The 14867-nt window shown below is 58.9% G+C and carries 15 protein-coding genes; 3 read left to right on the forward strand and 12 right to left on the reverse strand.

Going from position 1 to position 14867, the window contains the following annotated elements; genetic code table 11:
- Positions 1 to 50: 50 nt before the first annotated feature.
- From nusG to ccoN, 10 genes are all read right to left on the reverse strand, one after another.
- Positions 51 to 584, reverse strand: coding sequence for a transcription termination/antitermination protein NusG (gene nusG / locus AC2FF8_RS19260; protein ID WP_152459924.1), 534 nt, complete (start codon positions 582 to 584; stop codon positions 51 to 53).
- A 199-nt stretch (positions 585 to 783) separates the two neighbouring features.
- The gene (gene secE, locus AC2FF8_RS19265) at positions 784 to 981 is read right to left on the reverse strand and encodes a preprotein translocase subunit SecE (RefSeq protein WP_050605011.1); all 198 of its coding nucleotides are present in this window, start codon (positions 979 to 981) and stop codon (positions 784 to 786) included.
- Positions 982 to 1080: 99 nt separating this feature from the next.
- On the reverse strand, positions 1081 to 1239 hold the full coding sequence (ccoS, locus tag AC2FF8_RS19270) for a cbb3-type cytochrome oxidase assembly protein CcoS (RefSeq protein ID WP_152459183.1): 159 nt from the start codon (positions 1237 to 1239) through the stop codon (positions 1081 to 1083).
- A 5-nt stretch (positions 1240 to 1244) separates the two neighbouring features.
- Entirely contained in the window at positions 1245 to 3422 is a 2178-nt protein-coding gene (locus AC2FF8_RS19275; RefSeq protein WP_170347269.1) for a heavy metal translocating P-type ATPase, read from the reverse strand.
- 2 nt (positions 3423 to 3424) lie between these two features.
- Complete coding sequence (locus tag AC2FF8_RS19280; protein WP_170347270.1) at positions 3425 to 3883, reverse strand: FixH family protein; 459 nt, start codon at positions 3881 to 3883, stop codon at positions 3425 to 3427.
- A gap of 2 nt (positions 3884 to 3885) precedes the next feature.
- Entirely contained in the window at positions 3886 to 5313 is a 1428-nt protein-coding gene (ccoG, locus tag AC2FF8_RS19285) for a cytochrome c oxidase accessory protein CcoG (protein WP_170347271.1), read from the reverse strand.
- Positions 5314 to 5733: 420 nt separating this feature from the next.
- Positions 5734 to 6597 carry a cytochrome-c oxidase, cbb3-type subunit III gene (ccoP, locus tag AC2FF8_RS19290; protein ID WP_170347272.1) on the reverse strand — a complete coding sequence of 288 codons (864 nt, stop codon included), beginning with the start codon at positions 6595 to 6597 and terminating at the stop codon, positions 5734 to 5736.
- The gene (locus AC2FF8_RS19295) at positions 6594 to 6779 is read right to left on the reverse strand and encodes a cbb3-type cytochrome c oxidase subunit 3 (RefSeq protein ID WP_170347273.1); all 186 of its coding nucleotides are present in this window, start codon (positions 6777 to 6779) and stop codon (positions 6594 to 6596) included. The genes ccoP and AC2FF8_RS19295 overlap by 4 nt, the downstream gene beginning before the upstream one ends.
- 12 nt (positions 6780 to 6791) lie before the next feature.
- Positions 6792 to 7520, reverse strand: coding sequence for a cytochrome-c oxidase, cbb3-type subunit II (gene ccoO / locus AC2FF8_RS19300; RefSeq protein WP_170347274.1), 729 nt, complete (start codon positions 7518 to 7520; stop codon positions 6792 to 6794).
- Positions 7521 to 7534: 14 nt separating this feature from the next.
- The gene (gene ccoN / locus AC2FF8_RS19305; protein ID WP_496880488.1) at positions 7535 to 9142 is read right to left on the reverse strand and encodes a cytochrome-c oxidase, cbb3-type subunit I; all 1608 of its coding nucleotides are present in this window, start codon (positions 9140 to 9142) and stop codon (positions 7535 to 7537) included.
- A 201-nt stretch (positions 9143 to 9343) separates the two neighbouring features.
- Between ccoN and AC2FF8_RS19310 the strand changes: the two genes are divergently transcribed.
- Positions 9344 to 10183, forward strand: a complete 840-nt coding sequence (locus AC2FF8_RS19310) for a universal stress protein (protein ID WP_480686084.1) — start codon at positions 9344 to 9346, stop codon at positions 10181 to 10183.
- A gap of 37 nt (positions 10184 to 10220) precedes the next feature.
- Here AC2FF8_RS19310 and AC2FF8_RS19315 read toward each other — a convergent pair whose 3' ends face one another.
- Positions 10221 to 10475 carry a GlsB/YeaQ/YmgE family stress response membrane protein gene (locus AC2FF8_RS19315; protein ID WP_170347277.1) on the reverse strand — a complete coding sequence of 85 codons (255 nt, stop codon included), beginning with the start codon at positions 10473 to 10475 and terminating at the stop codon, positions 10221 to 10223.
- A gap of 71 nt (positions 10476 to 10546) precedes the next feature.
- Positions 10547 to 11290: a transcriptional regulator FnrL gene (gene fnrL / locus AC2FF8_RS19320; RefSeq protein WP_480686083.1), complete on the reverse strand. Its 744-nt coding sequence runs from the start codon at positions 11288 to 11290 to the stop codon at positions 10547 to 10549.
- A gap of 61 nt (positions 11291 to 11351) precedes the next feature.
- Here fnrL and hemN point away from each other — a divergent pair, with 61 nt between their 5' ends.
- Together hemN and AC2FF8_RS19330 are read left to right on the forward strand one after the other, a co-directional pair.
- Entirely contained in the window at positions 11352 to 12707 is a 1356-nt protein-coding gene (gene hemN / locus AC2FF8_RS19325) for an oxygen-independent coproporphyrinogen III oxidase (RefSeq protein WP_257599374.1), read from the forward strand.
- A gap of 212 nt (positions 12708 to 12919) precedes the next feature.
- Positions 12920 to 14848: an elongation factor G gene (locus AC2FF8_RS19330; protein WP_496880489.1), complete on the forward strand. Its 1929-nt coding sequence runs from the start codon at positions 12920 to 12922 to the stop codon at positions 14846 to 14848.
- Positions 14849 to 14867: the final 19 nt, after the last annotated feature.

A 14867-nucleotide genomic window follows, 5' to 3' on the forward strand; every position in this document is an offset into this window, starting at 1 on the left:
GCCGCGTTGCCCTTGGCATCGCGGCGTTTCAATTCTTTGGGAGAGTTTCCTCAGCTCTGCTTGGTGACCTGCGTGAAGTCCAGCTCGACCGGAGTTTCCCGTCCGAAGATCGAAACCGAAACCTTCAGCTTCTGGTTTTCGTCGTCCACACCTTCGACCATGCCGTCGAAATCCTCGAACGGGCCGTCGTTGACCTTGACCTTCTCACCGACCTCGAAGCTGATCATCAGCTTGGGTGCTTCTTCACCTTCCTGAACACGATTGAGGATCTGATTGACCTCAGCATCGCGCATCGGCATCGGGCGGCCTTGCGGGCCCAGGAAACCGGTGACGCGGTTGATCGAGTTGATCAGGTGGTACCCCTGATCCGACATTTCCATATGCACCAGCACGTAGCCGGGCATAAAGCGGCGTTCGGTCGTGACCTTCTTGCCCCGGCGCACTTCGATCACCTCTTCGGTGGGCACCAGAACTTCGTCGATATCGTCCTCAAGGCCCTGTTCAGCCACCGACGTGCGGATCTGTTCTGCGATCTTCTTTTCGAAATTCGAAAGAACGCTGACCGAGTACCACCGTTTCGCCATGAACCTGTCGTCCTTGTTTGTCTTCGGGGCATCAAGCGTACCGGACACACCCGTCATTAAAATCTTGTCACGCCATCCGGAATAAAAAGCGGCGCGCAGCCCGAATCGCCACACGCCCATTCCGAATAGTACCGCGTCACCTACTCTGACATTGCCCGCAGCGCAAGGGGGCAGAGACGTTTCAGCGCGCCGATTCCGTCTAGCTGAAAGCACCCAGGATCAGTTGCAGACCACCCCGGATACCCAGATCGACCAAAGCGAAAAATACAGCCGTCAACGCCGCCATGATGAAGACCATTACCGTGGTCAACAGCACCTCGCGCCGGGTCGGCCAGACGACCTTTGAGACTTCGGCTCGGACCTGCTGAATGAACTGGATCGGATTGGTGGTGGCCATTTGGCGTGTTCTCTCTGCTAGCGGATGGGCCGGACATAGCCGGGCATTGCGGCAATTTCAAGGGCAGTTGGTTCAACTCTGCCTGTATCGGGTATTCGTTCAGGGTTTGGGTTTGTCATCCCATTCATCGCTCAGGATCCGGCGCGCGTCACCTTCTGGGTCTTCGTACTGGTTCGTGCGAACGGTATAGACAAAGGCGGCCAGACCAACGCCCCCCAGAAACAGGGAAATCGGGATCAGATAGGCAAGCACTTCCATTCAGGTTACCTCAGCCGCAGGGCGTTCAGGGACACGGTAATGGACGAGGTCGACATCGCCAAGGCCGCGATCAGTGGCGTCGCCAGTCCGGCAACGGCCAGAGGAACAGCGATCACGTTGTAAATGGTTGCGATTCTGAAGTTCTCGCGAATGCGCCTGGTGGCTTTGACGGCCGTGTCGCACGCATCCGCAATGGGTGAAAGATCGTTGCCCAACAGCACGATATCCGACGCGACCCGCGCCGCATCCAGCGCAGAGGCCGGAGAGATCGACACATGCGCCGCCGCCAAAGCGGCGGTATCGTTCAGCCCGTCGCCAACCATCAGAACTTTGTGGCCCTCATCGCTGAGATTCTGAATGCGTCTTGCCTTGTCCTGCGGCAATGCCTCGGCGATCCAATCCGTGATTCCCAGTTTTTCCGCCAAGGCGCGCACCGCCCCCTGCGAATCCCCTGACATCAGAAGCACATGTTTGCCCGAAGCACGCAGGGCATCCACCGCCTCAGCGGCGCCCGGGCGCAACGCGTCCGAGAATCGGAAGGCCACGGGTGCGTCCTCGCCGATTGCCAACCAGGCCGAAGTGTCGGTGCCCTGATCCGCGCCGACCCAGGCCGCCCGACCCAGGCGAACGCGTTGACCGCGGAATTCCCCCTCGGTGCCATAGCCGGGAACCTCGGCTATTCCCCGCACATTTGCTGGTTTGATCCCCGCCGCACGCGCCGCTTTTGCCAGTGATACGGACAAAGGATGCGCAGAAGCCTCGGCCAGCGCCAGAGCGACCTCGACCTTGGCGCGGGCATGGTCTCCTAGATTGACCAGTTCCGGCGCGCCGGATGTCAGCGTGCCCGTCTTGTCGAATACAACTGTGTCGGCTTCGGACAACCGCTCCAGTGCAGTGGCGTGCTTGATCAGCATCCCTTTGCGGAACAACCGGCCCGACGCGGCGGTGGTTACCGCAGGCACGGCAAGGCCCAACGCACAGGGGCAGGTAATAATCAGAACAGCCGCCGCGATGTTCAGTGCCGTGCGCACGTCACCGGAATAGATGTACCACCCAACAAAGCTGAGCGCCGACAGAATATGAACCCCGGGCGCATAGAGCTTGGCAGCCTTGTCGGCCAACGAGGTATAGCGGGACCGGCCAGACTCGGCGATGGCGACCAGATCAGCCATACGATGGAGCGACGTGTCTTCACCCACTGCCGTTGCCCGGATTGTCAGCGGACCCGTCAGGTTGACTTCACCCGCGCTCACAACCTGCCCGGCTTCGGCAAAAACAGGCACCGTCTCACCCGTCAGAAGGGATCGATCCAATTCGGACTGACCCGACACGATCTGGCCGTCCACCGGCATGCGCCCACCCGGTCGCACAAGGATCAGATCTCCGACACGCAATTCGGCTACGGGAACTTCATCTTCGGCCCCATCGACCACACGAATGGCGCGGGGAACTTCCAACGCGGTCAATTCCTCGGCCGCAGATCGCGCCGCGGCACGGGTGCGGTAATCAAGATACCGTCCGGCCAGCAGAAAGAAGGTCAATGTCAGAGCGGCGTCGAAATAGGCATGCTCGCCGCTCAACGCGGTTTCCCAAAGCGACGTGACCAGTGCCAACAGGATCGCCAGCACAATCGGCACATCCATATTCAGCCGTCGCACGCGCAGGGCGCTCCAGGCATTGGCAAAGAACGGCTGGGCCGAGAACGCAATGGCCGGCAGTGCAATGGCCGCTGAAATCCAGTGGAACATGTCCCGTGTTGCATCCGTCGCACCGGACCACACCGACACCGACAGCAACATCACGTTCATGGATGCAAACCCGGCCACGGCCAGGCGCATCAGAAGATCACGCCCGGCCTTGTCCGTCTGCGTTGCGGACAAAGCCCCCGGATCAAGCTCATGTGCTTCGAATCCTGCCTGCTCAAGCACCGGGATCAGATCGCTTGCGCGCGTTTCCGGCGTGGCTTTGATCATCGCGCGTTTGAGCGTCAGGTTCACCCGGGCATCTTCGACGCCGGGATGCGCGTTCAGTTCACGCTCGACCGTCGCGATACAGGCCGAGCAATGAATGCCCGGCAGCGACAAGGCGATCTGCACATCCTCCGGTATGGGCCGGGCCGGTTCTGCCGGGGCCGCAAGGCAGCCCGGGCAGGCCGCTGTACCGGATGAAAGCTGAGCCGTCATGCCTACCCCTTCACGTATAGCGGAACGCGCTGCGAGAATTCGGCCCCGTTTCCGTCACGCGCCACCAATCTGATGTTCCAGTTGCCCTTGCCCAGTGTGGCAGGCGTGGCATAGGCCGTGCCATCAAACGTAAAATCCGGCACAAAGTCGTCGCGCACATGGGTTGCCCTGCCGACCACGGCCTGCAATTCGCGCACCTCAACCGGCGCACCGCTTTCGTCGGTGATGTGCAGGATCAGAAGGCCACCTTTGGTTTCAGCCCGAACGGTCCAGCCCAGCGCCTGTTGCTCTTTCAGGCGCTCGTTGAACTCCTGACTGGCGACATAGGAGTTCTTCACCTCGAGCCCGGGAAAGGTTTTCACCGCATTGTAGGCCAGCACGAGGTTCACCGCGATGATCACGCCAAAAGCGCCGACAAACACGGCCAAAGCGTGCTTTCCGGTGAATTTCCGTTCGGCCATGATCAGTTCCCTCGTCCGTTAAACGTGGTGTCCTTGTAGGCGCGTTCGCCGCTGCTGAGGTCTTCGACCCAGATCCGCACTGGTGTCGCCTCTGCTGCGGCCGGACCGCTGTCGCGAGGTGCCAACACATATACACGGGTCAATTGTGCCGTATCCGCCGTGACATTCACAGTATCGATCTTGGTTCCCTCGATTTCCAGTCGCATCGCCGGATCGCCCGCCAAAGACAGTTTGAACAGACGGTCCTCACCGTGCTTGTTGCGCAGACGAACGTCATAGGTGTTGCGGATCGTACCGTCCGACAGGGTGACGAAGGTGGGGTTGCGCACCGGCGCAACAGTCAGATCGATGTCAGAACGGATGAACAGTGCAAACAGCAGCCCGAATCCGACCAGCGCCCATAACGTGGTATACATGATCGTCCGCGGCCTCAGAATGTGCTTCCAGACATTCTTGGCGGGTTTACCGGATCGCTCATGGGCTTCGTCACTCAACGCCATGTAGTCGATCAGCCCTCGTGGCTTACCGATCTTGGCCATCATGTCGTCACACGCGTCGATGCAAAGGGCACAGGTGATGCATTCCAGCTGCTGACCATCCCGGATATCGATCCCGACAGGGCAGACATTCACGCAGGCCATACAGTCGATACAATCTCCCAATTCAGAATCGGCCGTCCGTTTGCCTTTGCCACGCGGTTCACCCCGCCATTCGCGGTAGCCGACAACCAGCGTGTCCTCATCCATCATCGCCGCCTGAATGCGCGGCCATGGGCAGGCATAGATACAGATCTGCTCGCGGGCGAACCCGCCGAAGAAGAAGGTTGTACCCGTCAGGATCAACATCGTCGTGTACGCTACGGGATGCGCGTTGCCCGTCACAAGATCGCGGGCCAGCGTCGGTGCATCCGCGAAATAGAACACCCAGGCACCACCCGTCGCCAATCCGATCAGAAACCAGACCGTCCATTTGGTGATCCGCAAGCGAGCTTTGCGGAAATCGAGCTTTTCCTGACGGTGCAGGCGCAGGCGGGCGTTTCTGTCACCTTCAATCCACCGCTCGACCAGAATGAACAGATCCGTCCAGACGGTCTGCGGGCACGCATATCCGCACCACACGCGACCCAAGGCTGACGTAAACAGGAACAGACCCAAACCTGCCATGATCAGCAGACCGGCGACAAAGTAGAATTCGTGCGGCCAGATCTCGATCCAGAAGAAATAGAAACGCCGATTCGCCAGATCCAGCAGAACAGCCTGATCCGGCAGGCTGGGGCCACGATCCCATCTGATCCAAGGCGTCACGTAGTAGATGCCCAGCGTCACGATGAGGATGATCCATTTCAGGTTGCGGAACTTGCCCGAAACACGTCTTGGAAAGATCGGTTCACGCGCGGCGTAAAGGCTGGGGGCGGGATCGGAATCGCTCACTGGCTGGCTCCACAAATGGGTCTTCTGAAGACGTCTTGTTCCAGATCATGCACAGGCGAACTTTGACATGGGTCAAAAAGCGCATCGAGCAAACATCTTTTGAAGATCGCCCCATCTTGCCGGCGCAGGAAATGAAGTATTTTACCCGATTTTTAGCCGATTTTGGCGGAAAAACTGCTTGTGGCGCGATACCGGCTGCACGCGGTACATGCAGTTTTCCAAGTGCCGACCAATTGTCGCAGCCCCGGGTCAGACCTGCCCGAATGCGGATGATCAGCCGTCGTTGCAAAGAACGGAATGGCAAAACAACAGGAATTCAGTGTAAAAAAGCACCGGCTGTTCAGGAAACGCGCGAACAGATGGAACAGCCGGTGCTACAGCCTTCGGGCGGCGAACCGCCCGAAGGTTGCCCTCTAGGTCTTACTGGCCACCACCCAACTGGTGGACATAGGCGGATACCGCACGGATCTGCGCCTCGGTCAGGCGGGTATCCCAGTTCGGCATGACGCCAAAGCGGCTGTAGGTCACAGTTTCAGTCAAAGTCTCTTCGCTGCCACCATATAGCCAGATTGCGTCGGTCAGGTTCGGTGCCCCCTGGAAGATGTCACCCGTACCATCCTCGCCATGGCAGGACGCGCAGTTGTCTTCGAAGACAACCTTGCCCGCCTGTGCCGCCGCGTCATCGGTCTGTGCGTTGCTCAGCGACATGACATACTGAACCACCTGCGTGATTTCATCATGCTCGAGGATTTCACCGAAGGCAGGCATCTCGGAATAGCGTGCATCGTCGCTTTCTTCGTTCCGGATACCATAGCTGACGGTGTAGACGATGTCTTCCATCGTACCACCCCACAGCCAGGCGTCATCCAGCAGGTTCGGGAAACCCGGCGCGCCCTGTGCACCGGAACCGTGGCACTGCGCACACCAGGTACGGAACACGGCACCACCGGAGTTCACGGCATATTGCTGAAGCTCAGCGTCTTTTGCGATGTCTTCCAGCGGTGTTTCCACCAGTTTGGCGTTCCAGGGTGCGTTTGCCTCTTCGAATGCGACCATCTCCTGCTGGACCAAAGCCCGTGTAGACCAGCCCAGGACGCCGGCGGTTGCCGACTGCACCAGGGGCCATGCTGGATACAAGATCGTGTAGATCACGGCCCAGATAATGGTCACATAGAATGTCCACAGCCACCAGCGCGGCATCGGGTTGTCGAACTCTTCGATCCCGTCCCAGCTGTGCCCGGTTGTGTTCGGATCACCCGGCTGTTTTTCAGGTGTCTTGCTCATTGCCGCGCCTCCTTGGATGTGGCGGGTTTGTCTTGATGCCGGAAGGGGATGTTGGCGGTGTCCTTGTATTCCTGCTTAGCACCGGGGCGGAAAACCCAGATGACGATACCAACGAAGAAGGCGAACAACAGCAGCAACATCCAGCTATCCGCGAACTGCCTGAGAATTGTGTATTCTTCCATCACGATTCTCCTTTAGCGGCTTGCGTCCGGGGTGAAGGTCGAAAAATCGACCAACGTGCCCAGCATCTGAAGATAGGCAACCAACGCATCAGCTTCGGTCAACTCGGGCTGGCCGTCGAAGTTGCGCACGTTGACCTTGTCGCCATAGCGCTCCAGCAGCCCGTCATAGTCGCTGTCCGGGTCGGCCTGAGCGAGGAAGTCGGCTTGTGCGTTTTCCAGCATCTCTTCGGAATAGGGTGTCCCGACCAGAGCATTGGTGGCCATCACATCACCGATGTACTTGCCGTCAATTTTGCGATGCTCGAGGAAGCCGTATTTCGGCATCACCGATTCCGGCACCACCGATTGCGGATCACGCAGATGGTCCACGTGCCATTGATCCGAGTAGCGGCCACCCACACGAGCCAGATCCGGCCCGGTGCGTTTGGACCCCCACTGGAACGGGTGATCGTACATCGATTCCGCCGCCAGCGAGTAGTGGCCGTACCGTTCGACCTCGTCCCGCATCGGGCGGATCATCTGACTGTGGCAGACATAGCAGCCTTCGCGGATGTAGATCTCACGCCCCGCCATCTCGAGAGGGGTGTAAGGGCGCATGCCCTCCACCTTCTCGATTGTGTTCTCAAGATAGAACAGCGGGGTGATCTGAACGATGCCACCGATGGTCACGACCAGGAAGCTGAAGATCAGCAGGAGGGTCGCGTTGGTCTCGAGGATCTTGTGTTTGTCGAGAATTGCCATTGCTCCGGCCCTCCTTATTCAGCCGGGACCGCGACGGTCAGGCTGGCCTCTTTGGCCGGCGCTTTCCGGACGGTCATCCACAGGTTGTAGCACATGATCAAGGCACCAGCGACGAACATCACGCCACCCAGAGCACGCACCACATACATCGGGAACTTGGCGGCCACAGTGTCGGCGAACGAGTTCACCAGGAAGCCGTTGGCATCCACTTCACGCCACATCAGGCCTTCCATGATGCCGGTGACCCACATCGACGCCGCGTAAAGCACGATGCCGATGGTGGCGAGCCAGAAGTGCCAGCTGACCATTTGCAGCGAGTACAGACGCTCACGCTTCCACAGGACGGGCACCAGGAAGTACAGCGCGCCGAAGGTGATCATGCCGTTCCAGCCCAGCGCACCCGAGTGCACGTGACCGATGGTCCAGTCGGTGTAATGCGACAGCGAGTTCACCGCACGGATCGACATCATCGGGCCTTCGAAGGTGGACATGCCGTAGAAGCCGACCGAGATCACCATCATCCGGATCACCGGGTCGGTGCGCAGCTTGTCCCATGCGCCCGACAGGGTCATCAGACCGTTGATCATACCACCCCAGGACGGCATCCACAGGACCACCGAGAACACCATGCCCAGCGTCGAAGCCCAGTCAGGCAGCGCGGTATAGTGCAGGTGGTGCGGACCGGCCCAGATATACAGGAATATCAGTGCCCAGAAGTGGATGATCGACAGCTTGTACGAGAATACAGGGCGCTCGGCCTGTTTCGGGATGAAATAGTACATCATGCCCAGGAAGCCGGCAGTCAGGAAGAAGCCCACGGCGTTGTGGCCGTACCACCACTGGATCATGGCGTCTTGCACGCCCGACCAGACGATGACCGATTTCGAACCCCAGATGCTGACAGGAACGGTCATGTTGTTGACCAGGTGCAGCATCGCAACGGTGACGATAAAGGCCAGGTAGAACCAGTTGGCCACATAGATATGCGGCTCTTTCCGCTTGACGATCGTGCCCAGGAACACGGCCAGGTAGGCGACCCAGACAATGGTCAGCCACAGATCGACATACCATTCAGGTTCGGCATATTCCTTGGACTGCGTTCCGCCCAGAACATAGCCGGTCGCCGCCAGCACGATGAACAGCTGATAGCCCCAGAAAACGAACCAGGCCAGATTGCCGCCCCAAAGACGCGCGGCGCTGGTACGTTGAACGACGTAGAACGACGTTGCGATCAGCGCGTTGCCACCAAAGGCAAAAATCACTGCCGACGTGTGCAGCGGACGCAAACGACCAAAGTTCAGATAACCTTGTGCCCATTCAAAGTTCAGCACCGGAAAGGCGAGCTGAAACGCGATGAAGGTCCCGGCCAGGAACCCGACCACGCCCCAGAAGGCGGTTGCGATCACGCCATAGCGGATCACGTCATCCATGTATTCGCCCGAGCGGTCGACTAGAATATCTGGCTCGTCAGTGTTTCGAAGCGTCCAGATGAACAAGCCACCGGCGATAAGCATCACCAGCAGCGCATGTACCTGATACGCCAAATCACGTGCATAATTGGTTCCGATCGCTGCAAACAGCGCGATCAGACCAAGCACGATCAGCTTGATGTAATTCGACATATTGCGTCCCTTTGCCATGCCCCGCGCGCTTTTGATTCTTGTGACGCGCGAAACCCATTTGACTGGCTGCCGTTCTGAAGCACGGCGGCTGTTACTGCTTTGATCTGTATCAAGACAGTTCTGCGTTTTCTGTGACACGCATTGTAGAGGAAACAGGCCAACTGGTCACATGAGACCAAATGCCCGAATCATGAGGTCGCGATGACTTACAAATCTCTACTCACTGTCATGACCGAAACGAAGACAGCACCCGCCGCTCTGGCGCAGATGGTGGCCTTGGCAGAATCTCAGGATGCCCATGCCGAAGCCCTGTGCCTGGGGGTCGATCGCAGTCAGACAGGTTATTACTATGCGGGTGCCAATGCGCTTATCGTTCAGGAAACACTGAGCCGGGCCAACGCCGAGGCCAAGGAGCTGTTGAATTTTGCCAATGATTACCTTGGCAAGTCCGGCGTTCGCTGGTCCGCCGAGCATGGCGTCGCGCAAATCGCTGATATCGGACGCCATGTTGCGCATAGGGCACGGTTTTCCGATCTGGTGATCCTGCCGCACCCCTACGGCAAAGACCGTGGGGCCGAGGCCGAGCCCATCATCGAAGCAGCCATGTTCGAAGGGCATTGCCCGGTTCTGGTCGTACCGGACGACGTCGAACCCCTGACGGTGCCGCGCAATATCATGATAGGCTGGAACGAAAGCGTCGAGGCCATGTGCGCCATTCGTCACGCCCTGCCCTTCCTGAAACAGGCCGAGCTGGTCCGAATCGTGGTCATCGATCCACCCCGTCATGGACCCGACCGGTCTGACCCCGGCGGATTGCTGTCACAGATGCTGGCCCGACACGGGGTCAAATGTGAGATTGATGTGCTGAGCAAAAGCATGACGCGCGTGTCGGATATTCTCAACCGCCACGCATCCGATACAGAATCGGATCTGATCGTCATGGGCGCTTACGGTCATTCCCGTTTTCGCGAGGCCATTCTGGGCGGCGCAACACGCAACATGCTGGAGCAGTCTAGCGTACCCGTATTCCTTGCCCATTGATCCGCCCTTCAAAAGCCGCCTGACTTGGCGGCTTTTGTCATCCTCTGCGGATGAGGCCTATCAGGAACAACAGGATCACGGCGCCTACTGTTGCGAAGAAGATAGACGACAGCAGGCCGCCGCCAACGGCAAATCCAAGTGCCGGAAAAATCAACCCCGCAAGAAACGCGCCGACGATTCCGACAATGATGTTGCCGAAAAGACCGAACCCCCGGCCTTCCATGATCTTGCCAGACAGCCAACCGGCGATTGCGCCGACCAAAAGCATTGCCAACAAACTGGTAAATTCCATGTCGATCTCCTGAATCAGACATTCCTGCGAACAAGACCGCGACGGCTGTTGGCGGTCAAAAACCGTTCGCGTCAGACCGGAAAGCCGCCATCCGAATCGTCACCTGCCTCTTCCATCAGGCGGCCCAGATCGGGGATGGTCACGTGTCGCTTTCCTTCAAGTGTGATCACCCCGTCTTTTTTCAAAGCCGAAATCTGGCGACTGACCGTTTCCAGTGTCAAACCAAGGTAATCCGCCATTGCTTCTCGGGTCAGGGGCAGGTCGAACACTATAGATCCAGTCAGACCCTTTTGGCTGACCGAAGCGTCCCGGCGCGCAATGATCGACAGCAGGCTGGCAATCTTCTCACGCGCCGTTTTGCGCCCCAGAACCAGCATCCACTCGCGGGCAGCGTCAAGCTCGTCCAACGTCATCTGCAAAAGACGATGCGCAATATGTGGGGTTTGGTCCATCAGCTCTTCGAACGGTTTCTTGCGGAAACAGCACATCACGACATCCGTCGTCGCCTGGACATCATAAGGTGCAGTATCGCGACCCGGGCGGCCAACGAAGTCGCTGGGCAGCAGCAGACCAACCATTTGGGTGCGGCCATCTTCCATCGTCTGGGTCAACGACGCGATTCCGGCCACGACCGAGCCGACGAAACTCATCTGATCCCCAGACCAGATGATCGTCTGACCCGCTTCAAAACTGCGGTAATATTTAATGCTTTCAAGCTCTTCCAGCTCGTCAGCATCACACCGGGCACAGACGGCGCGATGACGAATCGGGCAATCTCCGCAATTTGAATGGTCAAATTGTGCTTTTACTGTCATGCGCGTTCCCACTTGATCTCCATCAAAGCACCTGTTTCGCCTGTCGCATAAGGGTATCGCCATGATAGTGAAACCACAATTGGCAAAGCTTGGACTATTTGACGCGAAAGTACCGCGTTACACAAGCTATCCCACCGCCCCCCACTTCAGCAACGACGTGGGAGCAGATATGTTTGGCGACTGGATTTCCGGGATCAAACCCGGCAGTGCCATTTCCTTGTACATCCATGTTCCATTCTGCCGCAGGCTATGCTGGTTCTGTGCCTGCCGGACACAAGGAACACAAACCGACAATCCGGTGATCGCCTATGTCGACGTTCTGAAGGCCGAACTGGATCTTCTGGCAGCACGTTTGCCCGAAGGTGTGGTTCTGTCGCGCCTGCACTGGGGCGGTGGCACGCCAACGTTGCTGAACGCCCAACTGATGCGTGAACTGGCACAACACATCCTGGGTATCGTGCCCATGGGGCCTGATGCCGAATTCTCGGTCGAGATCGATCCGAACGAGATTGACGAGGCGCGTCTGGATGCGCTGGCAGACGCGGGCATGAACCGTGCTTCGATCGGGGTGCAGGATTTCGACGACGAAATCCAGAAAACCATCGGCCGCATCCAAAGCTATGACACCACGCGCGACGCCATCGACATGATCCGCGCACGCGGCATCGCCAGCCTGAATGCGGATATTCTTTACGGTCTGCCGCATCAGACCAAGGCGCGCATGACGGAAAGCGTACAGAAGCTCCTGTCGCTCAGCCCGGATCGCGTGGCGCTTTACGGCTATGCCCATGTGCCTTGGATGGCCAAGCGGCAGCAGCTTATTCCGTCGGACGCCCTGCCCACACCGGAACAGCGCCTCGAGCTGTTCGACACGGCCCGGCGTTTGTTTCTTTGGGACAATTATGCCGAAATCGGCATCGACCATTTCGCCACTCAGGATGACGGGCTGACCCACGCTTTGCGCGCGGGCCGCCTCAAGCGGAACTTCCAGGGTTACACCGACGATCAGGCCGATGTTCTGATTGGTGTCGGGGCCAGCTCGATCTCGCGCTTCCCGCAAGGCTATGCGCAGAACGCTCCGGCCACCTCTGTCCACACCAAAGCCATTCGCGATGGGCAGTTTTCGACATCCCGAGGGCACCTCTTCAAGGGTCAGGACATTCTGCGTGCCCGCCTGATCGAGGCACTGATGTGCGATTTCAAAATCGACACGGCAGAAATCCTGCGGGATCACGATGTATCAGCCGCTGAACTGGACGAGATGTATCACGCAGCCAATGCATCTTTCGACGGGATGCTGCAAATCACTGAAACCGGGCTTTTCATACCGCCCGAAGCGCGGGCGCTGACCCGGATGATCGCCCGCAGCTTTGACGCCTATGACCTCAGCAAAGCCGGGCACAGCTCGGCCATCTGACCCTTTTTCGGCGGGCAGCATTCGGCCCGTCACGCGCAAAACACATCAGGGGCTTGACGCACGCCTGCGGTTTTTCCCACACTCATGCTGTAGGGCGGCATCTCGCTCTGCGGCCTGAGGCGGGCAAAATACAGACAATCCTTGTCGACGCCAACGCGTCGGTCGGTCCCTTTCGTGCAGCCAATCTGCAACCTGAAAGAGGGACAACACTCATGCGCGTATTCACCGTCCTCGGGCCCAGTCAATCGGGCAAATCTACGCTTGTCGAGGCCATCAGCCGCCTCGACGGGCGCCCCACCACATTCGATGTTTCCGAAACCGTGCATTTGCACGGTTTTTCTTACCTGGAAGAGCCTTGGTGCGCGATCGACGTTGACGGGGGCGGCGATGCTCTGGCCTATGTCGGACCCGCAATGGCTATATCGGACGCTGCCGTAGTTGTCGTGCCCCCCGACCCGAATGCCGCCGTTTTGTGCGCGCCCTACCTGCGACTGGTAGAAGAGGCCGGCATCCCGTGTTTTCTCTTCATCAACCGGATGGACAATCCCAACGGCCGCATCCGCGATATCATCGCCGCATTGCAAACATACTGCACCCATCACATCGCCCTGCGTCAGGTCCCGATCCGCGAAGGGGATACGATCATCGGGGCGGTTGATCTGATCTCGGAACGGGCTTGGAAATATCAGGAGGGCCAGCCCTCGGCCCTGATCGAACTGCCTCAATCCGTTGAAGACCGTGAGCAGGAGGCCCGAACCGAGCTGCTGGAGACCCTGTCCGATTTCGATGACACCCTGCTGGAACAGCTCATCGAAGACAAACAGCCGCCAAGCGACGAGGTCTATGACCTGGCGGCACAGGTCCTGAAGAACCATCAGTTGATTCCCGCCTGTCTGGGTGCCGCAAGCCACGGCAACGGGCTGACGCGCCTGATGAAGGCCCTGCGACACGAAGCCCCCGAATTTGATATCGCCGCCGGGCGCGACGAGGCCGGAGACAGCGCCCGCGCCATTGCCGGTTTTGCGGATGTCAAAAAACACATCGGAAAAATCGTCGTACTGCGCGGCCTGGGGGACGGCGTGCAAGCCCATGAAGCCTTGGGCGGTGAGACCGTCGGCAACCTGACAACGCTGGATGCCAAAACCCAGATCGCCACGCTTGAGGCCGGGCAGATTGGTCTGGCGGTGAAATCCGATCACCTCAACCCCGGCTATATCTACGACAGCAATTCGGCGACGGAACTGCCGGAATGGGCGGCCTCGCATCCGGTGGCGCATCGTCAGATCGTCTCGCCTGCGCATGAGCGGGACGATGTGCGCCTGTCCAACGCCCTGAGCCGTCTGGCCGAGATCGACCCCGGCCTTCACCTGCAACAGGATGAGCTTACCGGCCACGCCGTTCTTGGGTCTCAGGGTCCGCAGCACATGCGACGCGTGACCGCCAAGCTGGCCGAGGATTTCGGGATCGAGATTGAAGCCGACCAAGTCGAAACCGCCTATCGCGAAACCATCCGAACACCTGTCGAACATCGCCACAGACACCGCAAACAATCCGGCGGGGCCGGGCAATTCGCGGATGTCGTGATCTCGGTCGCACCGCTGCCGCGCGGATCTGGGTTCCAGTTCGAAGAGGTGGTCAAGGGAGGCGCGGTGCCCAAGAATTACATCCCATCCGTGGAACAGGGCGCCAGGGACGCGCTGGAGCAAGGCCCCGAGGGCTTTCCGGTGGTGGATGTGAAGGTCACGCTGCATGACGGCAAGCATCACAACGTGGACAGTTCCGATTATGCCTTCCGCACCGCGGGCAAGAACGCCGTGCGCGAAGCGCTGCCACAGGCCAAGCCCGTTGTTTTGCAGCCGATCCTGAACGCCGAAATCCACCTGCCTTCTGATTTTGTTGGCGACCTGGTGCCGACGATCAGCTCTCTGCAAGGACAGGTTCTGGGATTTGAGGGCAACCCAAACGCATCAGGCTGGGAGATTTTCAACGCCCTGATACCCGCCGTGGCCGAGGATGAGTTGCATCGCACTCTTGCCAGCGCCACGCGCGGAACCGGGTGGGTCAAGCTGAGCTTTGATCACTATGAAGAACTGCGCGGACCGGTGCCGAAAGCGGCATCCAAAGAAAAGGCAAGCGCCTGACGGCCTGACGGTGGCGGGC

This window comes from Ruegeria sp. YTSA144 (genome assembly GCF_059610125.1).

Bases quoted from the DNA above. Each gene is read 5' to 3' on its own strand.
- AC2FF8_RS19275 (WP_170347269.1), bottom strand. From the start codon at position 3,422: ATGACGGCTCAGCTTTCATCCGGTACAGCGGCCTGCCCGGGCTGCCTT.
- ccoN (WP_496880488.1), bottom strand. From the start codon at position 9,142: ATGTCGAATTACATCAAGCTGATCGTGCTTGGTCTGATCGCGCTGTTT.
- ccoP (WP_170347272.1), bottom strand. From the start codon at position 6,597: ATGAGCAAGACACCTGAAAAACAGCCGGGTGATCCGAACACAACCGGG.
- AC2FF8_RS19310 (WP_480686084.1), top strand. From the start codon at position 9,344: ATGACTTACAAATCTCTACTCACTGTCATGACCGAAACGAAGACAGCA.
- fnrL (WP_480686083.1), bottom strand. From the start codon at position 11,290: ATGACAGTAAAAGCACAATTTGACCATTCAAATTGCGGAGATTGCCCG.
- hemN (WP_257599374.1), top strand. From the start codon at position 11,352: ATGATAGTGAAACCACAATTGGCAAAGCTTGGACTATTTGACGCGAAA.
- nusG (WP_152459924.1), bottom strand. From the start codon at position 584: ATGGCGAAACGGTGGTACTCGGTCAGCGTTCTTTCGAATTTCGAAAAG.
- secE (WP_050605011.1), bottom strand. From the start codon at position 981: ATGGCCACCACCAATCCGATCCAGTTCATTCAGCAGGTCCGAGCCGAA.
- ccoO (WP_170347274.1), bottom strand. From the start codon at position 7,520: ATGGCAATTCTCGACAAACACAAGATCCTCGAGACCAACGCGACCCTC.
- AC2FF8_RS19280 (WP_170347270.1), bottom strand. From the start codon at position 3,883: ATGGCCGAACGGAAATTCACCGGAAAGCACGCTTTGGCCGTGTTTGTC.
- AC2FF8_RS19295 (WP_170347273.1), bottom strand. From the start codon at position 6,779: ATGGAAGAATACACAATTCTCAGGCAGTTCGCGGATAGCTGGATGTTG.
- AC2FF8_RS19315 (WP_170347277.1), bottom strand. From the start codon at position 10,475: ATGGAATTTACCAGTTTGTTGGCAATGCTTTTGGTCGGCGCAATCGCC.
- ccoS (WP_152459183.1), bottom strand. From the start codon at position 1,239: ATGGAAGTGCTTGCCTATCTGATCCCGATTTCCCTGTTTCTGGGGGGC.
- AC2FF8_RS19330 (WP_496880489.1), top strand. From the start codon at position 12,920: ATGCGCGTATTCACCGTCCTCGGGCCCAGTCAATCGGGCAAATCTACG.